This window comes from Streptomyces sp. NPDC051211 (assembly GCF_040689505.1).
Classification (GTDB): Bacteria; Actinomycetota; Actinomycetes; order Streptomycetales; family Streptomycetaceae; genus Streptomyces.
The window spans coordinates 303246-323105 of sequence record NZ_JBFBAV010000002.1; the positions used below are offsets into that span (position 1 = coordinate 303246).

Genomic DNA, 19860 nt, shown 5'->3' on the forward strand with positions numbered 1-19860 from the left:
GAGACTAGCTGTCCGGTACGTGGTCGCTTTCCGCGTCCGTTTCGCCTAGGAGGATCCTCTCAAGGCGCTCGCGTGTGGGCAGGTCACGGGGGCGGATGACCCGGCCGCTGCGGACGTGCAGGAAGGCGGCGGTGACCTGGTCGAGGGGGGTGCCGGTGGTCTCCGCCCAGGCGAGGCGGTAGACGGCGAGCTGGAGCGGGTCCGCCTCGGCGGTGCGGCCGGTCTTCCAGTCGACGATCTCGTAGCCGCCGCCGGCCGTCCGGTACACGGCGTCGATCCGGCCGCGGATGACCCGGCCGGCCAGGGTGAGCTGCACCGGCACCTCCATCCGGTGCGGGGTGCGGTCGGCGTACGGGCTGCGCTCGAAGGCGTCCTTGAGGGCTTCGAGGTCGCGCTCGTCGGCGATCTCCTGGTCGGATCCGGGGAGGTCGGCGGCGGGGTCGAGGACGTCGAGCAGGGGCAGCGGGAGGTCCTCGAACCGGGACTCCACCCAGGCGTGGAAGCGGGTGCCCTGGCGGGCCGCGGGCTGCGGGGGCTTGGGCATGGGGCGGGCCAGCTCCCGTACGAAGGCCTGCTCGTCGGCGGCGAGCCGGAGCAGGTCGCTCGCGGAGAGGGCGGCGGGCAGGACGACGTCCCGTACGGCGGTACGGGCGCGGCGGAGCTCGCCTTCCAGGGCGTCGAGGTCGCGGTCCCAGGAGTCGATGATCCGGGCGTCGTGGTGTGTCAGGTCCGCCTGCGCCGTCCTCGCCGCCGGTACGCCGTCCCGCGCGGCGGCTTCGGCGCGGGCAGCGGTCTGCTCCGGCAGCGCTGCCGGAGGCGTCGGGGCGCCGCCCCGGGCCCCGTTCGCACCTTCGGTGCGGGAGGCGGCCGGCCCCGGCGAAGCGGGACGCGGCAGGGCCCCGTTCGCGTCTTCGGCGCCGGACCGCAGGGGTGCAGGACCGGCGGCCTCCCCGGCGGGGGCGTCGGGGGTGGGGCCGGGCGCCGTGGCGTCCGGGTCCCAGGGGTCCGGCCAGGGGGCCTCGTCCGGCCAGGGCTCTTCCCCGTACGCCGGGTCCTCGCAGTCCGGGGGCCAGAGGTACTCGTCGGAGGGATCGGGATCGGGCTCGGGCTCCGGTTCGGGCGGGGGGGCTGCCAGGTAGGACTCGACCAGGGCGGCGGCTCGGCGGCGGAGGTGGAGGGAGGTCGGGTCCAGGGGCAGGGGCCAGGAGTGGTCGGGGGCGGAGTCCTCGGCCAGGGCGGGGTTCTCCGCGTCCGGGTCCGGCTCCGCCGCCCACGCCTCGATCTCGCCGAAGCCGGCCGCGCAGTGGTCGTGCAGGGCGGTGAGGAAGGCGGAGGGGCCGCGCCGCTTCTTCTGGGTGGGGCCCCACCAGTGGCCGGAGGCCAGCAGCAGGGAGCGCGGGCGGGTGAAGGCGACGTAGCCGAGGCGGAGCTCCTCCACCGCCTGGTGGTCCTTGAGGGCCGCCTTGAAGGCCTTCAGGCCGGCCGAGGTCCACGGCGGGTCCGCCGGGAGGGTGTCCGCGTCCCCGCGGAGGGTGTGCGGAAGGACCCGGGCATAGGAGGTCCAGGCCTCGCGCGGCTGCTCGCTGGGGAACGCCCCCGCGTACAGGCCGGGAACGGCGACCACGTCCCACTCCAGGCCCTTGGACTTGTGGGCGGTGAGCACCTTGACCGTGTTCTCGCCGCCCGGCAGCGCGTTGTCCAGACCCTTCTCGTAGCGGGCGGCGGTGCGCAGGAAGGACAGGAAGGCCAGCAGCGAGGCCTCGCCGTCCAGTGCGGCGAAGCCGGCCGCCACGTCCAGGAAGTTGGACAGGGTCTCGCGGCGGCGGGCCGCCAGGGCGTGCGGGGACGCGGCGAGCTCCACGTCGAGGCCGGTGGCGGCCAGCACCCGGTGCAGGACGTCCATCAGCGGGTCGGCGAGGGAGCGGCGCAGGTCGCGGAGTTCCTGGGCGAGGTGCGCGAAGCGGATGCGGGCGTCCGCGGAGAAGGGCAGGCCGTCGTCTCCGGCACCCCCGTTCCCGCCGGTGCCGCCGGTCCCGCCGTCCAGGAAGGTTTCCAGTGCGTCGGAGAGCGAGACGATCTCCGCCGGGTCCACCCCCTCCACGGCCGCGGCCAGCCGCAGGTCCGGGTCCTGGGCGGGGCCCTGGTCCCGGGCCACCAGCAGCCGTGCCCGGCGGCCCAGCAGCGCCAGGTCGCGGGCGCCGATCCGCCAGCGCGGGCCGATGAGCAGGCGGACGAGGGCGGCATTGGCGCCCGGGTCCTGGAGGACCTCGCAGACGGAGACCAGGTCGGCGACCTCCGGGAGGTGGAGCAGCCCGGACAGGCCGACCACCTCCACCGGCACGTCCCGGGCCACCAGCGCGGCCTGGATCGCCGCGAAGTCGCCGCCGGAGCGGCACAGCACCGCGATGTCCTTGGGTTCCTTGCCGGTGCGCACCTGGTGGGCGATGGAGTCGGCGAGCCACTCCAGCTCGGCCGCGTGGGTGTCGAGCAGGGCGCAGCGGACGAAGCCTTCGTGTTCCGCGCCGTCGGCCGGGCGCAGCGCCTCGACTCCCGCGTGCCGTTCGCGCAGCGGTGCGGCCAGGGTGTTGGCGAGGTCCAGCAGGCGGCCGCCGCTGCGGCGGTTCTCGCTGAGGGAGAAGCGGTCGGCGGGCCGCCCGTCGGCGTGCGGGAAGTGTTCGGGGAAGTCGTCGAGGTTGGCGACGGAGGCGCCGCGCCAGCCGTAGATCGCCTGGCAGGGGTCGCCGACGGCGGTGACGGCGTGGCCGGTGCCCCCGCCGAAGAGGCCGGACAGCAGGAGGCGCTGGGCCACGGAGGTGTCCTGGTACTCGTCGAGCAGGACGATCCGGAATTCCTCCCGGAGCAGCGCGCCCACCTCGGGCCGGGTGGTGGCCAGCTCCGCGGAGCGGGCGATCTGGTCGCTGAAGTCGAGCAGGTCGCGGGAGCGTTTGGCGGCGCGGTAGCGGCCGACGAGTTCGAGGAGTTCCAGCCGGCCGCGGGCCGTGTCGGGGATCTTGCGCAGGTCCTCGTTGCTGAGCCGGGCGTCCGCGAGGGTGTCGAGGAGGGCGGTGTCGTACGCGCGCAGGGCGGCCGGGTCTACGAGGTGCTCGGACAGCTCGGCGTCCAGCGCGAGGAGGTCCCCGACGAGGTCGGGGACGGACCGGGTGAGGGCCGGGTAGGGGCCGGGGGCCTCGCGCAGCACGCGCGCGGCGAGCTGGAAGCGGGTGGCGTCGGCGAGCAGGCGGGCGCTCGGCTCCAGGCCGATGCGCAGGCCGTGGTCCTTGAGGAGCTGGCCGGCGAAGGCGTGGTACGTGGAGATGCGCGGCTCGCCGGCGGCCGCGTCGGCCTCGGCCGGGGAGGGGTCGGGATCGGTGATGCCGGCCCGGGCGAGGGCGGTGCGGACCCGTTCGGCGAGCTCGCCGGCGGCCTTGTTGGTGAAGGTCAGGCCGAGGACCTGGGCGGGGGCGACGGCACCGGTGCCGACCAGCCAGACCACTCGGGCGGCCATCACGGTGGTCTTGCCGGAGCCGGCGCCGGCCACGATGACCTGCGGTGCGGGCGGGGCGGTGATGCAGGCGGTCTGTTCGGGCGTGAAGGGGATCCCGAGGAGCTCCTTGAGCTGCTCGGGATCGGTGAGGCGGGACGCACGGACGGACACCCGTCAAGGCTAGCCGCGCCCACCGACACCCCCTGCCGTCCGGAACCTCCCCGAGTCCTCGATGCCACCCCTCGTGCCGGTTGCTCGACGCGGCCGCGGTTGCCGCCCCTTCGGCGTTCGAGGCGGAAACGGCGCCGCACTCGACCGGCGACGAGGGCCGATCCAGCCCCGCCGGCGTTTGAGGCGCGGGGGTGCAGGGGCGGCGCCCCCGCAACGGCGCCGCACCGGACCACCGGCCGAGCGCCTACACAACGGTCTGGCGGCCCTCCGGCCGGGCGCTGCAGGCGGAGCGGAAGGAGCAGTGGTCGCAGTGGGAGCCGGCGGCGGGGGTGAACCGCTCGTCGAGGACCCGGCCGGCCGCGGTGGCGAGGAGTTCGCCGACCCACTCGCCGGAGGGGCCGTCGTGGAGCGGCTGCTGGGCCTGCACCTTGGGCACCTCGTCGCCGCCGTCGCGCCGTGCGGCGCCCTGCCGGAGCTGGACGAGTTCGGCGCCGCCGGGCTCGGGGCGGCTGCCGTCGAAGTGCTCGTCGACCGCGCCCTCGCGGACGGCGAGCTGGTAGACGGCGAGCTGCGGGTGCCGGGCGACCTGCTCCCGGGTGGGGGCGTTCTTGCCGGTCTTGAAGTCGACCACGTACGCGCGGCCCTGCGCGTCGGCCTCGACCCGGTCCATGGAGCCGCGGATGCGGACCGCGTACTCGCCCGCTTCGAGGGTGACGTCGAAGTCGTGCTCGGTGGCGACGGGGGTGCGGCCGGACCGGTCGGAGTGGTGCCAGCGCAGGAAGCGTTCCAGGGCGGCGCGGGCGTTCTCCTTCTCCTGCCGGGACTTCCAGGGCGCGTCGAAGGCGAGGGCGTCCCACACGGAGTCGAGGCGCTCCATGAGGACGGCGAGGTCGGCGGGGGTACGGCCGGAGGCGACTTCGTCGGCGAGGACGTGGACGACGTTGCCGAAGCCCTGGGCGGTGGTGGAGGGCGCGTCCGCCTTGACCTCGCGGCCGAGGAACCACTGCAGCGAGCAGGTGTTGGCGAGCTGGTCGAGGGCGCTGCCGGAGAGGGCCACGGGACGGTCCCGGTCGCGCAGCGGGACGCTGCTGCGGGTCGGCTCGTACAGGCCCCACCAGCGCTGCGGGTGCGCGGCGGGGACCAGCGGGCGGTCCTCCTCGTCGGTGAGCGAGGCGAGCCGGGCGAGGCGTCGGGCGGCCGCGTCGCGCAGGGCGGGCGGGGCGTCGGGGTCGACGGTGGTGGCGCGCAGCTCGGCGACGAGGGCGGAGACGGCGAGGGGCCGGCGGGGCCGGCCGGTGACGTCCACGGGGGTGACGCCGAGTTCGGTGAGGAAGCGGGAGGGCTGGTCGCCGTCGTCGGCGGCGCCCTTGACGGCGGTGACGACGAGCCGGTCGCGGGCGCGGGTGGCGGCGACGTAGAAGAGACGTCGTTCCTCGGCGAGGAGGGCGCCGGGGGTGAGGGGTTCGGCGAGGCCGTCCCGGCCGATGCGGTCGGCTTCCAGCAGGGAGCCGCGCCGCCGCAGGTCGGGCCAGAGCCCTTCCTGGACGCCGGCGACCACGACGAGGCCCCACTCCAGGCCCTTGGAGCGGTGGGCGGTCATCAGGCGGACGGCGTCGGGGCTGCGGTGCCGCTTGACGAGGGTGTCGGCGGCGATGTCCTCGGCTTCGAGCTGTTCGAGGAAGTTGAGTGCGCCGCGGCCGCCGGTACGTTCCTCCGCGCGCGCGGCGGTGTCGAAGAGGGCGCAGATCGCGTCGAGGTCGCGGTCGGCGTTGCGGCCGGCGGCGCCGCCGCGGCGGGCGTTGCGCTCCAGGCGCTGCGGCCAGGGGGTGCCGTCCCACAGGGTCCAGAGGGCTTCTTCGGCGGTGCCGCCGCCGGCGAGGAGCTCGGTGGCCTTGCGGAGGAGCAGGCCGAGGCGGTGGGCGCCACGGGTGTACGCCGGGTCGTGCGCGACGAGGCGTTCGGGTTCGTCGAGGGCGCGGGCGAGGAGTACGTCGGAGGGGGCGGGCACCAGCACTCCGGCGGCCCGCTCCTCCTCGCGGAGGGCCCGCCCGAGGCGCCGGAGGTCGGCGGCGTCCATGCCGCCGAGGGGGGAGGAGAGCAGCCCGATGGCCACCTCGGTGTCACTTGCCGCACCGGCCTGCTCGGCTGCCGCGCCGGCCGGCTCGGCTGGCGCACCGGCGTCCGGGCCCGGCTCGGAGTCCCGCTGGGCCCCGGCGTCGTCGGCGGCGCCGGGCAGGTCGTCGTCTGCCCCGGGGGCCGCGCCCGAGCCCGCGCCGGTGTCGGGCCGGGCGCCGGTCTGGTCGTCTGCCCCGGCGTCGGCGCTCGGCTCGGAGTCCCGCCGGACCACGCCGTCTGCGGCCGGCTGGGCGCCGGGCAGGTCGTCTGCCCCGGCGCCGGCCCCGGCCCCGGCGGTGCCGCCGGTGCCGACGATGCCGCCGATGCCGCCGATGCCGTCAGTGCCGTCAGTGCCGTTGGTGTCCGGCTCGGAGGTCGGCCAGGTGGCGGGCGGGCGCAGCGCTGCTTCGGCGCAGCGGCGGAGGGCGGTGAGCAGGGGGGCGACGGCCGGTTCGTGGCGGAGGGGGATGTCCGCGCCGTCCGTTTCGACCGGGACGCCCGCCGAGACCAGGGCGCGCCGCATCGAGGGCAGGGTGCGGCCGCCGGCCCGGACCAGGACGGCCATGTCCGGCCAGGGCACCCCGTCCTCCAGGTGGGCGCGGCGCAGGATGTCCGCGATGTTGTCGAGTTCGGCGCCGGCCGTCGGGTAGGTGAAGACGTCCAGCCGGCCGCCGCCGCGGGTCGGCCGGAGCTCCCGGTGGGCACGCACGGCCGCGACGGGCAGCCGGGGCACCGGCATCCGGGTGGTCAGCAGCCGGGTGGCGGTCAGGAGGGTGGCGGCCGACCGGCGGGACACGGTGAGCGGAGTGACGGTGGCGCCGGGGAAGGCGGCGGGGAAGTCGAGGATGCCGTTCACGTCGGCGCCGCGGAACGCGTAGATCGACTGGTCGGGGTCGCCGAAGGCGGTCAGGGCCGCGCCGGAGGCCGTCAGCGCCTGCAGCAGCCGGATCTGCGAGGCGTCCGAGTCCTGGTACTCGTCCACGTAGATCGCGTCGTACAGCGAGGCGACGGACGGGGTGCGGTCCGCCAGCAGGACGGCCCGGTGGAGCAGTTCCGAGTAGTCCAGGGTGCCCTGGATGTCCAGGACGTCCAGGTATTCGGAGAGGAAGGCGGCGGCCGCCGCCCAGTCGGGCCGGCCGGTGCGCCCGGCGAATTCGGCGAGTGCCTCCGGGCCCAGCCCGAGTTCCCGGCTGCGGGCGAGCACGGCCCGGACCTCGTCGGCGAAGCCGCGGGTGGTGAGCGCGGCCCGCAGGTCGTCCGGCCAGGAGATGGACTTCAGTTCGCGCTGCCCCTCCAGCAGGGCGCGGACCGTGACGTCCTGTTCGGGGCCGGAGAGCAGGCGGAGGGGTTCGGTGTAGAGGTTCGCGTCCTGGTGGGCGCGGAGCAGGGCGTAGCAGAAGGAGTGGAAGGTGGTGGCCTGCGGGGCGCGCGCGCCGCCGAGCCGCAGGGCGGCCCGGTCCCGGAGTTCCACCGCGGCCTTGCGGCTGAAGGTGAGGATGAGGATCCGGCCGGGATCCGTGCCCGCCTCGACCCGGGCTGCGGCCGCTTCGACCAGGGTGGTGGTCTTGCCGGTGCCCGGTCCGGCGAGGACGAGGAGCGGGCCGGACGTGTGGTCAACCACCGCCTGCTGTGCTGCGTCCAGGACAGGGGGGTCCAACCGTTCCGGCCCACCGCGCACGAGCCGGTACGCGTCCGGGGTCCGCGTGCGACTGTGAGAGGGAGAGGTGTTCACGTGGGGTGCCGGTCCGGTCCTGATGGGTGCGTCTGCGTCTGCCGAAGAGGCAACGCTACGGCAACCGGCTCGCCCGGCGAAGTTCCCCTGGTCGGCCCGGTCGGCCGGCCCGTCCCCGTTCCCTCGTACGGGCTCTTGACCTTCCGTACGACCGCCCACTCGGCCCCGCAATCACCGAAGCTGTCAATCGTGAAGCCGTCCTCCTCCGCCGTCCGACCCGTCCCAGCGGGCCCGCCGCATGTCCAGCCGCGGCCCGGCCGCCGAGTCCCGCAGCGGGGTGCCCTCGGCCCGGTAGTGCGCCAGGGCGCGCTGCTCCGCGCCGGGCAGCAGGACGCCGTCGGAGCGGACCACGCGCCACCAGGGGACGGCTCGGCCGTAGAGGGACATGGCCCGTCCCACCTGGCGCGGGCCTCCCTCTTCCAGCCATTCGGCGATGTCGCCGTAGGTCATCACCCGGCCCGGCGGAATGCGCTCGGCAACCTCCAGCACCCGCTCGGCGTACTCGGGGAGCCCGGCCGGACCGGGGTTCTCGTCGCTCATTCGGGACATGGTGCCGCACAGGTGACGAGGGCGCGCGGAAGGTTTTCTTCCGCGCGGGCACGCACCCTGGTGCCCCGGCCCGCGGCCTGTCCGTGCCACCATCGTCCGGGCGGTGACTGGTGATACGTGATCAAGAAGAGACGGCAGTGACGGCGAACGAGCGGGGTGTCAGCCCTCCGGACGATGCGGACGCACAGCGCGACGCGACGCCGGAGGCGGGGTCCGGCGCGGCTCCGCGCGAGACCGGCCCGGCCGACGACGACCGGACCGGAGCGGCTCCCGGCAAGCCCGGTCCCGACAAGCCCGGTCCCGGCAACGCCGGCTCCGGCGGCGCAGGCCCCGGCGGCACGGACTCCGGCACGGTCCACGGGCACACCGACGCCGACCGCGTCGAAGTCGACGAACCGCTGCTCGCCGCCCGCGTGCACCGGCCCTCCGACCTGGTCCGGCTGCTCGTCGGAGTGCTCGGCATCGCCCTGGTGCTCGCCATCGCCGCCTTCGCGCACGGCACCGCCGCCGGCCTGGAAGCCGACATCAGCGCGGGCACCGATCAGGCACCACCACTGCTGATCAAGGTGGCCGGCCTGGTCGGCAGCATCGCGGTGCTGCTGGTCCCGGTCGCCTTCGCCATCGAGCGGCTGATCAAACGCGACGGCCTGCGCATCGCCGACGGTGTGCTCGCCGCCGTCCTCGCGCACGGCGTCACCCTCGCCACGGACCTCTGGGTCTCCCAGGCCGCCCCCGGCAGCATCCAGGACGCCCTCACCCGCGCGACCAGCGGCGGCGAGGCCCTCACCGACCCGGTCCACGGCTACCTCGCGCCCGTCATCGCGTACATGACCGCGGTCGGGATGACCCGGCGGCCCCGCTGGCGCGTGGCCCTGTGGGTGGTCCTGCTGCTCGATGCGTTCGCGATGCTGGTCAGCGGCTACACCACACCCTTCTCGATCATCCTCACCGTCCTGATCGGCTGGAGCGTGGCCTACGGCACGCTGTACGCGGTCGGCTCCCCCAATGTCCGGCCGACCGGCCAGAACCTCCTCGCCGGCCTGCGCCGCGTCGGCTTCCAGCCGGTCACCGCGATGCGCGCGGAGGGCCACGAGGGCACCGATTCCTCCGAGCAGAGCGACCGCGGTCGCCGCTACCACGTGACCCTGGAGCACGGCCCCCCGCTCGACGTCACCGTCGTCGACCGCGAACAGCAGGCACACGGCTTCTTCTACCGGGTCTGGCGGCGGCTCACCCTGCGCGGCATCACCACCCGGCGCAGCCTCCAGTCGCTGCGGCAGGCACTGGAGCAGGAGGCGCTGCTGGCGTACGCGGCGATCGCCGCCGGGGCCAACGCGCCCAAGCTGATCGCCACCTCGGAGCTCGGCCCGGACGCCGTGATGCTGGTGTACGAGCACCTGGGCGGCCGCAGCCTCGACGCGCTCTCCGACGAGGAGATCACGGACGGGCTGAGCCGCAACGCGTGGGAGCAGGTGAAGGCCCTCCAGTCGCGGCGCATCGCGCACCGCCGGCTCACCGGGGACGCCCTGGTGGTGGATCGTTCCGGCACGGTGACCCTCACCGACCTGCGCGGCGGCGAGATCGCCGCCGGCGACCTGGTGCTGCGGATGGACATCGCCCAGCTCCTGACCACCCTCGGCCTGCGGGTCGGCGCGGAACGCTCGGTGGCCTCCGCCGTGTCGGTCCTGGGCCCGGACGCGGTGGCGGACTGCCTGCCGCTGCTTCAGCCGATCGCCCTCAGCCGGTCCACCCGGGCCACCTTGCGCCGGCTCGCCCGGGAGCGGTCGCAGCGCGAACGCGAAGCGGTACTGGAGTCCTCGCGGCAGGCCAAGGCGCAGCGGGAGGCCGAGCGCGAGGCGGAGTCGGCGGCCCGGACCTCGCCCAAGTCGGCGAAGGCGGAGACCAAGGCCGAGAAGAGGGCCGAGAAGAGGGCCCTGGACGTGGCCCTGGACGAGGCCCGGGAAGAGGACCTGCTCAGCCAGATCCGCCGGCAGGTGCTGCTGATCCGGCCGCAGGCGCCGGTGGAGCCGGCCCGGCTGGAGCGGATCAAGCCGCGCACCCTGGTGTCGTTCATCGCGGGCGCGTTCGCCGCGTACTTCCTGCTGACGCAGCTGACGCACGTGGACTTCGGCACGATCCTCGGCGAGGCGGAGTGGGGCTGGGTGGGGGCCGCGGTCGCCTTCTCCGCGCTCAGCTACATCGCGGCGGCGATGAGCCTGCTCGGCTTCGTGCCGGAGCGGGTGCCGTTCCTGCGGACCGTGTGCGCGCAGGTGGCCGGCTCCTTCGTGAAGCTGGTGGCGCCGGCCGCGATCGGCGGCGTCGCCCTGAACACCCGCTTCCTGCAGCGCGCGGGGGTGCGGCCGGGGCTCGCGGTGGCGAGCGTGGGTGCCTCCCAGCTGTTCGGCCTGGGCAGCCACATCCTGCTGCTGCTGTCCTTCGGCTACCTGACCGGCACCGAGAACACCCAGGAGATGACACCGTCCCGGACGGTCATCGCGGGTCTGCTGACGGTGGCGGTGCTGGTGCTGGTGGTGACGGCGATCCCGTTCCTGCGGAAGTTCGTGGCGACCCGGGTACGGGCGCTGTTCGCGGGTGTGGTGCCGCGCATGCTGGACGTACTGCAGCGGCCGCAGAAGCTGCTCACCGGGATCGGCGGGATGCTGCTGCTGACCGGGTGCTTCGTGATGTGCCTGGACGCGTCGATCCGCGCGTTCGGGGGCGGCGAGGCGATCTCGCTGGCGAGCATCGCGGTGGTCTTCCTGGCGGGCAACGCGCTGGGGTCGGCGGCGCCGACGCCGGGTGGTGTGGGCGCGGTGGAGACCACGCTGACGCTGGGCCTGATCGCGGCCGGGCTGGAGAAGGAGATCGCGATCTCGGCGGTGCTCCTGTTCCGGCTGATGACGTTCTGGCTGCCGGTCCTGCCGGGCTGGCTCTCGTTCAACTTCCTGACCCGCAAGGGAGCCATCTAGGCGCCCGTCAGCAGCAGCTCACCCCAGCCTCGCCGGCGCCTCAAACGCCGGCGGGGCTGGAAATGCCGCCGAGCTGCCTGGCTCAGGTCTCCCGGTCCGGGGTCGGGTGGGCCGCCAGCAGGGCGTCCAGGAGTTCCGCGACGCGGGCCTGGGCCGGGGACATCTCGCCGGGGAGGGGCACGGACGCATCGCCGGGCGGGCCGCTCGGCCCGCCCGCTCCGGTCTCCGTCGCGTCGACGTCGGTGAAATCGGCCTCCGGGAAGGCGACCGCCCGTTCCGCCGCCTCCAGCGCCCGGATGTGCACGAACCAGTCGTGCGCCAGCCGCTCCACCCGCGGATCGTCCGCCTCCGCGCCGGCCAGCGCCGCCAGCTCCGACTCCAGCCGCTCCTGCTCCGTCCGCAGCCTGGGATGCAGGGCCAGCAGGTGCCGGCCGGCCGCCTCCACCCGGGCCACCTCCGGGCCCAGCAGGTGGTCGGCTTCCGGCTGCCGGCCCCGGGCGCGGACCGCCGCCGCCAGCCGGGCCAGCAGGTCCTCGGGACCGCTGCCCGGGTCGAGGGCCGCCCGCACTTCCTCCGGGGGCAGCCGCAGCTCCGTCATCCGCCGGGCCCACAGGAGGCGTACCAGATCCTCGTACCCGTACCGGCCGCGCCCGTCGGGCCCCGGCTCCGGTTCGGGCAGCAGCCCGCTGCGGTGCTGGTGCCGGATGGCCGTCGGGGTCGTCCCGGTCAGCGCCGCCGCCTCGCCGATCCCGACCGTGGTCTTCTTCGGGTTCATGTCCCCAGGTCACCACGTGCGGCGGCGGAACGCTCGCACCCGAACGGGTCACGGCAGGGGCGGACCGCCGGATTCACCCACAGGATGGGGTGCATGCCGAGAAACGCCCTGCGGGCCACCGCTGCCGCCGCCCTCGCCGCCGCCCTGCTCAGCACGGCCGGCTGCTCCGACAGCAACGAGCAGCCGGAGGACACGCAGAGCCCGACCGGGCAGGCCGCGGTGCAGAAACCCGAATGGGAAGCCTGCCCGACCCCGTCCGCGGCCGAGGGCGGCGGCCAGGCCCCTTCCAAGGAATGGCAGTGCGCCACCATCAAGGTTCCCCTCGACTACGCCCGGCCCGAGGGCGAGCAGATCGAGCTGGCCCTCATCCGCGCCGAGGCCCGCGACAAGAGCAAGCGCATCGGCTCGCTGGTCTTCAACTTCGGCGGCCCCGGCGGCTCCGGCATCACCACCCTGCCCGGCGCGGCCAAGGAGTACGACGCCCTGCGCGAGCGCTACGACCTGGTCAGCTTCGACCCGCGGGGGGTCGGCCGCAGCGCGCCGGTGCTCTGCAAGAGCAACCGGGAACTGGACGCGTACTACGCACAGGACAACACCCCCACGTCCGCCGCCCAGGAGAAGACCTACGTCGACGGCATCAAGTCCTACCAGCAGGCCTGCGAGAAGAACTCCGCGAAGGTGCTGCCGTACGTCGGCACCACCAACGCCGCCCGCGACCTGGACATGATCCGCCGGGCGCTGGGCGACGAGAAGCTGCACTACTTCGGGATCTCGTACGGGACCGAGCTCGGCGGGGTGTACGCCCACTTGTTCCCCACCCACGTGGGCCGCGCCGTGTTCGACGCGGTGGTCGACCCGACCAAGACCTCCGAGCAGAGTGCACTCGGCCAGGCCAAGGGTTTCCAGCTGGCCCTCGGCAACTTCGCCCAGGACTGCGTGGACCGCGGTGACGCCTGCCAGCTCCAGGGCAGCACCGCCCGGGAGATCGAGGCGAACATCATCGCCCTGCAGAAGAAGCTGGACACCGCCCCGATCGCCGGGATCGGCGACCGCGAGCTCACCCAGTCCGCCGCCACCAACGGCATCGCGCAGGCCCTGTACTCCAAGGAGCTGTGGCCGCTGCTGGAGCAGGGCCTGGACGAGGCGGAGGGCGGCCAGGGCCAGCTGCTGCTGGCGCTCTCCGACGCCCTCAACGGCCGCGACCAGAACGGCAACTACAGCAACATCGGCGCGGCCAACACGGCCATCAACTGCGCCGACTCCAAGGAGCGGTTCACCCTGGAGCAGACGAAGGCGAAACTGCCGCAGTTCCGGGCCGCGTCCCCGGTCTTCGGGGACTTCCTCGGCTGGGCCCTGATGAGTTGCACGGACTGGCCGGTGGCCGGCGTCTGGGACACCCCGGACGTGAGCGCCCCCGGCTCCGCCCCGATCCTGGTGATCGGCAACACGGGCGACCCGGCCACCCCGTACGAGGGCGCCCGGAAGATGGTGGAGCGGCTCGGGCCGGGTGTCGGCGTGGAGCTCACCTACAGGGGCGAGGGGCACGGGGCGTACAACAGCGGCGACGCGTGCGTGCAGAAGGCGGTGAACGGCTACCTGCTGGACGGCACGGTGCCGCCCGCGAACAGGGTCTGCACCGCGGCCTGAAGCCGCGGGACCGCCGCGGGGCACACGCGGGACACCGCGGGACAGGCGGAGGGGCCGTACCGCATCCCGCGCGGTACGGCCCCTCCGGCTGTGCGGACTCTAGTAGACCGGCTTGTGCGGCTCGATCTGGTGGACCCAGCCGATCACGCCGCCGCCGACGTGCACCGCGTCCGCGAAGCCCGCGGACTTCAGCACCGCGAGGACTTCCGCACTGCGGACACCCGTCTTGCAGTGCAGGACGATGCGCTTGTCCTGGGGCAGGTCCTGAAGGGCGGTGCCCATCAGGAACTCGCCCTTGGGGATCAGCCTCGCGCCGGGGATCGAGACGATCTCGTACTCGTTCTTCTCGCGGACGTCGATGATCTCGATCTTCTCGTCGGCGTCGATCCACTCCTTGAGCTGCTTGGGAGTGATCGTCGAACCGGCGGCCGCCTCCTGGGCCTCCTCCGACACGACGCCGCAGAAGGCCTCGTAGTCGATGAGCTCGGTGACGGTCGGGTTCTCGCCGCAGACCGCGCAGTCGGGGTCCTTGCGGACCTTGACCTGCCGGTACTGCATCTCCAGGGCGTCGTAGATCATCAGGCGGCCGACCAGCGGCTCACCGATGCCGGCGAGCAGCTTGATCGCCTCGTTGACCTGGATGGAGCCGATGGACGCGCAGAGCACGCCCAGCACGCCGCCCTCGGCGCAGGAGGGGACCATGCCCGGCGGCGGGGGCTCCGGGTAGAGGCAGCGGTAGCAGGGGCCGTGCTCGGACCAGAAGACCGAGGCCTGGCCGTCGAAGCGGTAGATCGAGCCCCACACGTACGGCTTGTTCAGCAGCACGCAGGCGTCGTTGACCAGGTAGCGGGTCGCGAAGTTGTCCGTGCCGTCGACGATCAGGTCGTACTGGCTGAAGATCTCCATCACGTTGTCGGCTTCGAGCCGCTCTTCGTGGAGGATCACGTTCACGTACGGGTTGATGCCCTTGACCGTGTCGCGGGCCGACTCGGCCTTGGATCGGCCGATGTCCGCCTGGCTGTGGATGATCTGGCGCTGCAGGTTCGACTCGTCGACCTCGTCGAACTCCACGATGCCCAACGTGCCGACGCCGGCCGCGGCCAGGTACATGAGGGCGGGCGAGCCGAGACCGCCCGCGCCCACGGCAAGCACCTTCGCGTTCTTCAGGCGCTTCTGGCCGTCCATCCCGACATCCGGGATGATCAGGTGGCGGGAGTACCGACGAACCTCGTCAACGGTGAGCTCAGCAGCTGGCTCGACCAGGGGTGGCAGCGACACGGGGACTCCGTAGATGGTTAAGTCTGAACGGTGGTTCTCCCCGTAACACTGCCACGCCCTTCTTCATTCCGAGACACCCTGTCCGATACGCGAGACGATTTTGTCCCAGTACGCGGGCATGCCCGCCCAGGGGTCCCCGGTTCCGCGGCGGTCGGTGAACCAGATCGTCCCCGCTCCCTGCCAGCGCGCGATCCGCAGCGCCTCCTCCAGATGGGTGCGCGGAACCCCGTGGACGAGGTGGCAGAACAGCTCCGGCGGGTACTCGGCCGTCCACTCCGCCACCTGTGACCAGCGGTAGTCCGCCCAGGCGCCGGAGAAGGTGACCAGCTGGTCGGCTGTCTCGGCATAGCCGGCGTAGGGGTGGGTGCCGTGCCCGAGCACGATCCGCAGCCCGTCCCCCATGGTGCGCAGGGTGTCCACGATGCGGCGTACGGCGGGCAGCGCGTCCCGGTCGGCCGGCGCCCCCGCCAGGTAGAAGCCGCCGACCCGGTACCAGTCCAGGAACCGGCGGGCATCGGCGACCAGTTCCTCGGCAGCCCGCTCACCGTCTCGCATGGCGAGATGGCCGAGCAGCCGGTGTCCGGAGCCGGCCGCTTCGCGGAGCCGGTGGGCAGCCTCCGAGCAGTGCGGGTCGGGCCGCTGCCCGGGCCCGTTCGTGACGTTCAGCACGGCCCAGTGCAGCGGGGTGCCGGGGCGGGCGAGCTCGCCCCACTCGGCGGGGGCCAGCAGCGGGTGGGCGTACCCGGGCACTCCCAGGCCCAGCCGTCCGGCCTCGGTGGCGGCGGGTGCCGCGCCCGGCGGGGTGGTCAGATGCGGCATGCCGCCTCCATCCAGATGTCGGCCAGGGACTCCTCCAGGTTGATCCGCGGCCGCCAGCCGAGCCGGTCGCGGGCGGTCCGCACATCGGCCTGCTGCCAGGCGCCGCAGCCGTCGGGGTACGGGTACGGCGGCTGGGCGGCGGCCGCGAGCTGGTCGGAGGTGACCTCGGAGCGCGGGGCGCCGATCCCGATGTGCCGGCCGGGCAGGCCGTGCGGCCGGTCCGGTACGTCGAGCTCGTGCAGCGCGCCCCCGTACCCGGCGACCCGGGCGAGCACGGCGGCGGCGTCGCGCAGCCGCACCGCCCGGCCGGTGCCGATGTTCACCACGCCCTGCGCGGCGGACAGGCTCGCGGCGTGCACCGCGCGGGCGACGTCCCGTACGTCGACGAAGTCGCGCTGCACTCCCAGGCCGCTGAGCTTGAGCTCGCTGTCCCCGGACTGCATGGCGCGGCGCATGGCCTCGGCGAGCCTGCCCAGCGGGGAGCCGGCGGGCGTCCCGGGGCCGACGGGCGAGAACACCCGCAGCACGACGGCATCGAGCCCGGACCCGAGGACCAGCTCGGTCGCCGCCAGTTTGCTGACGCCGTAGGGGCCGCCGGGTCTGGGCACGGCGTCCTCGGCGGTACTGGACCCTGGCTGGCTGGGCCCGTACTCGGCGGCACAGCCGAGCTGGACCAGCCGGGCTCCGCAGCCGCTGCGGCGCAGCGATTCGCAAATGGTGGCGACGGCCACGGTGTTGTGCCGGGTCAGTTCGCGCGCCCCGCCGCGGGTGGCGCCGGCGCAGTTGATCACCACCCCGGGGTGGACGGCGTCCAGGAACCGGGTCAGCGCTCCGGGGCTGCCGGTCGCGAGGTCGAACCGCACGTCGGCGTCGTCCCCGCGGCCGAGCGCGGTGAGCTGGACGGCGGGGTCGGCGAGCAGCCGGTCGGCGACGTAGCGGCCGAGGTACCCGTTGGCTCCGATCAGCAGCACCCTCATCGCGCGGCCCCTTGGTTGATTGGCTGGCCGGTCATGTCCTTCTCCTTGTCATGGGTACGGGTGTGTGCGGATGCGCGGGACAGCGCGACGGTGGCGTGTACGAGGAGCCAGGCCGCGGCGGCCGGGGCGGCGCCGGGGACCGGCAGCAGGCCCAGGGCGAGGGCGGCGGTGACCGGGACCCGGTGGGAGAGCAGCAGCCGGGCGAGGAACAGCAGCAGCGCGAGCGGCACGGCGGTGCCGGGCGCGGCACCGGCCAGCAGGACCGGCGGGAGGGCGAGCGCGGTGAAGGCGGCGGCGGCGAGCAGCGGCAGGGGCCGCGCCACGGCGCCGAACTCGGCGAGGGTCCGGCTCGTGGTGAGCCGTCGCCGGGCGTGGGCCGTATATCCGAGAACGGTCCAGTGCGCGGGCGCGACCGCCAGGGAGAGGGCGAGACCGAGGGCCGGGCCGTGCCGGTGGACGGCGTAGCCGAGGCCGAGGGCGGCGATCAGGTGGGCGGCGCCGGCGCCCTGGGGTCGGGCCGGCCACACGAGGGCGGCGGCGAGCACGAGCCCGGCGAGGGCCGCGGCCCAGGCACCGCCTCCTACGGCGGCGGCACCGCCCGCTACCAGGCCGCCGGGGAGCAGGGCGAACGCGCAGCCGCGCAGCAGGCGGCGGTTCCAGTAGGGGCTGGGGCGGGGCTCCTCGGCTTGCCCGGAGGGGCGGGGGACCCGGGCGTGGATCTCCTCGGCCAGCGAGAACACGTCCCGGTGCCGGAAGCGGGCGGCGGTCCGGTCCGTCACCCCGAGGGCTTCCAGCCCGGCGGCGATCTCCAGCGGGTCCACCGCCTGCTCGCACAGCTCCCGATGCCGGTGCATCAGCGCCTTGACCGGATCACCCCCGGCCCGCCGCCGCGCCGCCCCGGCAGCCTGCGTCTCTCCTCCCCCACCCACGCCGGGGCTCCGCCCGGCGCCCCGGTCCTCGATCACCGGACGAGCTGAACTGTCCCCACCCGCCCGCCCCGACGAGCCGGGACTCCGCCCGGCGCCCCGGTCCTCGATCACCGGACGAGCTGAACTGTCCCCACCCGCCCGCCCCGACGAGCCGGGGCTCTGCCCCGGCCCCTGGTCCTCGATCGCCGGACGGGCTGGGCTGTCCCCGCCCGGCTGCCCGGGCGAACCGGGGCTCTGCCCCGGCCCCCGGTCCTCAAACGCCGGACGGGCTGCATTCGCACCGCCCGGCTGCGCCGCCTCGGCGACCGCCATCGGCACGGGCGCAAACCCCTGCACAATCCCCCCACGCCACACCACCTCCAGCCCCGCGGACACTTCCAGCCCACCGGACACCTCCAGCTCCGCGGCCCCCTCCCGTCCCGCGGACACTTCCAGCCCCGCCGGCGATTGAGGCGCGGGGTCCGGGGCAGCGCCCCGGGAAGCGACGCCGCACACACCCACCGGCGGAACCCCCACCGCAGCCCTGGGCACCGCCCGAGGCACGGACACCTCCCGCCCCGCGGACACTTCCAGCCCCGCCGGCGATTGAGGCGCGGGGTCCGGGGCAGCGCCCCGGGAAACGACGCCGCGCAGGCCCACCGGCGGAACCCCGACCACGGCCCTGGGCACCGCCCGAGGCACGGAGTTCGGGGCGGCGCCCTGGGACATGGGGCCCGGGGCCGAGCCCCACGGGGAGGCGGGGGCGGAGTCCCAGGGGGAGGCGGGGGTCATACCGTTGCCTCCGCAGCCCAGGTCGGCGTCGTCCAGTGCCCCGGCACCCTCGCCTCCGCCGGCACCCCGAACGGCACATCCCCCGCCACCCCCGCCGACGCCCCACTGGCGATCAGGTCCAGGTACATCTCCCGGAACGCGGCCACGTTCTGCTCCACCGTGAAGAGTTCGAGCGCCCGCGCCCGCGCCGCCGCCCCCAGCCGGGCCGCCCGTTCCGGGTCGCGCAGCAGTGACACGCACGCTTCGGCCAGCGCCCGCGGGTTGCGAGGCGGAACCACCAGCCCGGTACCGCCGATGACCTCGAAGACCGCGCCGACGTCGGTGGACACGGTGGCCCGCCCGCAGAGCATCGCCTCGGCCAGGGTGATCGGGAAGCCCTCCACCACGGAGGAGGAGACCACCACCCGGCCCGCCCCGTACGCGTCCGCCGGCGAGGGGGTGTCGGGCCCGCCGATCTCCTCGAAGGCGACCGGGTTCTCGCCGGCCGACACCGTGTCCGCCGCCTCGTCGGGGAAGAGCTGTGCGGCCAGGGCCCGGCAGTCCGCCAGGTAGGCCGGGGAGCCGGTCCCGGTCGCGCAGATCCGCAGCCGTGCTCCCGGCTCGGCCCTGCGGACCTCCGCGAAGGCGTGCAGCAGTCCGATGAGGTCCTTGGCCGGTTCGATCCGGCCGACCCAGACGAGGGTGTAGGGATCTCCCTGGTCGGCGGCCTCGCCGACGGTGGCGAATCGGTCCGCCTCCATCCCGGGGTAGACCGTCCGCAGCTGCGCCCGCACGGCCCCGCACCGCTCCTGCCAGCGCCGCGCATGCGCATTGCCCGGGGTCAGCAGATCGGCCCGGCCGTACAGTTCGGTGGCCAGCCGGAGCTGGAAGGAGGCCAGCAGCGCCCGTACCGCAGGCCGGTCGGGGCGGTGGGGCCCGTCCGGGCGGTCCGCGCCGGCCTGTCGCAGGTAGTGCGCGCGGAGTTGGACGCCGTACTCGGTGACCAGCAGCGGGACTCCGAAGAAGCGTTTGGCCAGCAGGCCGGGCAGGGCCGCCACCCCGCCGGCCGAGGCGTGCACGATGTCGGCCGCGCCGAGGTCCTCGTACCAGTCGAGGGAGAGCGGCCGCAGGGCCCGCTCCAGTCCGTCCAGGACGGCGAGCAGGTCGGGGACGCGGGCCGCCTGTACGGTGCGCCCGGCGCCCGGGGCGCGGCAGCCGGCTTCCAGGATGCGCAGGGCGTCCTCGGAGCGGAGGGCCGCGGGCAGCCCGCCCTGTTCCCGGGCGAGTTCGGCGAGGCCGTAGAGTCCGTCGGCGAAGGCGGCGCCGTCGGCGGCGCAGATGCCGGCGACCAGCTCGCCGAAGGCGGGCGTGAACCTCCGGCGGTCGCGGCGTCGGTAGCGGCGGCCGTGTGCCCGGCGGTACTCGTCCGCCGGCGGCTGCGTGTAGAGCGTGAACTCGTGCTGCGGGAGCCCGCGCACGAGCCGCTCGCACCACAGCCTCGAACCACCGTCCGTCAGTAATCCGATCCGCACGCGTGGCACCCCCGTTCTCCCGTTGCGGCGGTTCGCCGCGGGAGAACTCAAGCGGATGTGCCGGTGGCGCGACGGACGGTTGTCCGTCGCGCCACCGGAAGGGGTGAAGAGTCGTAACTTTCCCGTACGGGTG

11 protein-coding genes are annotated in these 19860 nt (G+C 74.6%); 2 read left to right on the forward strand and 9 right to left on the reverse strand.

Annotated features, from left to right (window positions below; translation table 11 throughout):
- Window positions 1-4: 4 nt before the first annotated feature.
- The 3 genes from AB0447_RS04395 to AB0447_RS04405 all read right to left on the reverse strand — a co-directional run bounded on the left by AB0447_RS04395 (window position 5) and on the right by AB0447_RS04405 (window position 8042).
- A complete protein-coding gene (locus tag AB0447_RS04395; RefSeq protein WP_366474933.1) occupies window positions 5-3655 on the reverse strand; it encodes an ATP-dependent DNA helicase in 3651 nt (1216 codons plus the stop codon).
- Between the two features lie 244 nt (window positions 3656-3899).
- Window positions 3900-7427, reverse strand: coding sequence for an ATP-dependent DNA helicase (locus tag AB0447_RS04400; RefSeq protein WP_366474934.1), 3528 nt, complete (start codon window positions 7425-7427; stop codon window positions 3900-3902).
- 258 nt (window positions 7428-7685) lie between these two features.
- The gene (locus AB0447_RS04405) at window positions 7686-8042 is read right to left on the reverse strand and encodes an MGMT family protein (RefSeq protein ID WP_366474935.1); all 357 of its coding nucleotides are present in this window, start codon (window positions 8040-8042) and stop codon (window positions 7686-7688) included.
- Window positions 8043-8161: 119 nt separating this feature from the next.
- On the opposite strand from AB0447_RS04405, the gene AB0447_RS04410 reads away from it, so the two are divergent.
- Window positions 8162-11020: a lysylphosphatidylglycerol synthase transmembrane domain-containing protein gene (locus AB0447_RS04410; protein ID WP_366474936.1), complete on the forward strand. Its 2859-nt coding sequence runs from the start codon at window positions 8162-8164 to the stop codon at window positions 11018-11020.
- Window positions 11021-11102: 82 nt separating this feature from the next.
- On the opposite strand, the gene AB0447_RS04415 is transcribed toward AB0447_RS04410, so the two are convergent.
- Window positions 11103-11795 (reverse strand): MerR family transcriptional regulator, encoded by a 693-nt coding sequence (locus tag AB0447_RS04415; protein ID WP_366474937.1) that lies wholly within the window; start codon window positions 11793-11795, stop codon window positions 11103-11105.
- Window positions 11796-11888: 93 nt separating this feature from the next.
- Between AB0447_RS04415 and AB0447_RS04420 the strand changes: the two genes are divergently transcribed.
- Window positions 11889-13442, forward strand: coding sequence for an alpha/beta hydrolase (locus AB0447_RS04420; protein ID WP_366474938.1), 1554 nt, complete (start codon window positions 11889-11891; stop codon window positions 13440-13442).
- 99 nt (window positions 13443-13541) lie between these two features.
- On the opposite strand, the gene moeZ is transcribed toward AB0447_RS04420, so the two are convergent.
- From moeZ to AB0447_RS04445, 5 genes are all read right to left on the reverse strand, one after another.
- A complete protein-coding gene (gene moeZ, locus AB0447_RS04425) occupies window positions 13542-14720 on the reverse strand; it encodes an adenylyltransferase/sulfurtransferase MoeZ (protein ID WP_366474939.1) in 1179 nt (392 codons plus the stop codon).
- A 63-nt stretch (window positions 14721-14783) separates the two neighbouring features.
- Window positions 14784-15539, reverse strand: a complete 756-nt coding sequence (locus tag AB0447_RS04430) for a spherulation-specific family 4 protein (RefSeq protein ID WP_366474940.1) — start codon at window positions 15537-15539, stop codon at window positions 14784-14786.
- Window positions 15527-16516, reverse strand: a complete 990-nt coding sequence (locus tag AB0447_RS04435; protein WP_366474941.1) for an NAD-dependent epimerase/dehydratase — start codon at window positions 16514-16516, stop codon at window positions 15527-15529. The genes AB0447_RS04430 and AB0447_RS04435 overlap by 13 nt, the downstream gene beginning before the upstream one ends.
- A complete protein-coding gene (locus AB0447_RS04440) occupies window positions 16513-17445 on the reverse strand; it encodes a hypothetical protein (protein ID WP_366474942.1) in 933 nt (310 codons plus the stop codon). Before AB0447_RS04440 ends, AB0447_RS04435 begins: the two co-directional genes overlap by 4 nt.
- Window positions 17446-18212: 767 nt before the next feature.
- The gene (locus AB0447_RS04445) at window positions 18213-19727 is read right to left on the reverse strand and encodes a glycosyltransferase (protein WP_366474943.1); all 1515 of its coding nucleotides are present in this window, start codon (window positions 19725-19727) and stop codon (window positions 18213-18215) included.
- Window positions 19728-19860: the final 133 nt, after the last annotated feature.

Coding starts and splice junctions, on each gene's coding strand:
- AB0447_RS04430 (WP_366474940.1), bottom strand. CDS start 15,539: ATGCCGCATCTGACCACCCCGCCGGGCGCGGCACCCGCCGCCACCGAG.
- AB0447_RS04435 (WP_366474941.1), bottom strand. CDS start 16,516: ATGAGGGTGCTGCTGATCGGAGCCAACGGGTACCTCGGCCGCTACGTC.
- AB0447_RS04405 (WP_366474935.1), bottom strand. CDS start 8,042: ATGAGCGACGAGAACCCCGGTCCGGCCGGGCTCCCCGAGTACGCCGAG.
- AB0447_RS04415 (WP_366474937.1), bottom strand. CDS start 11,795: ATGAACCCGAAGAAGACCACGGTCGGGATCGGCGAGGCGGCGGCGCTG.
- AB0447_RS04420 (WP_366474938.1), top strand. CDS start 11,889: ATGCCGAGAAACGCCCTGCGGGCCACCGCTGCCGCCGCCCTCGCCGCC.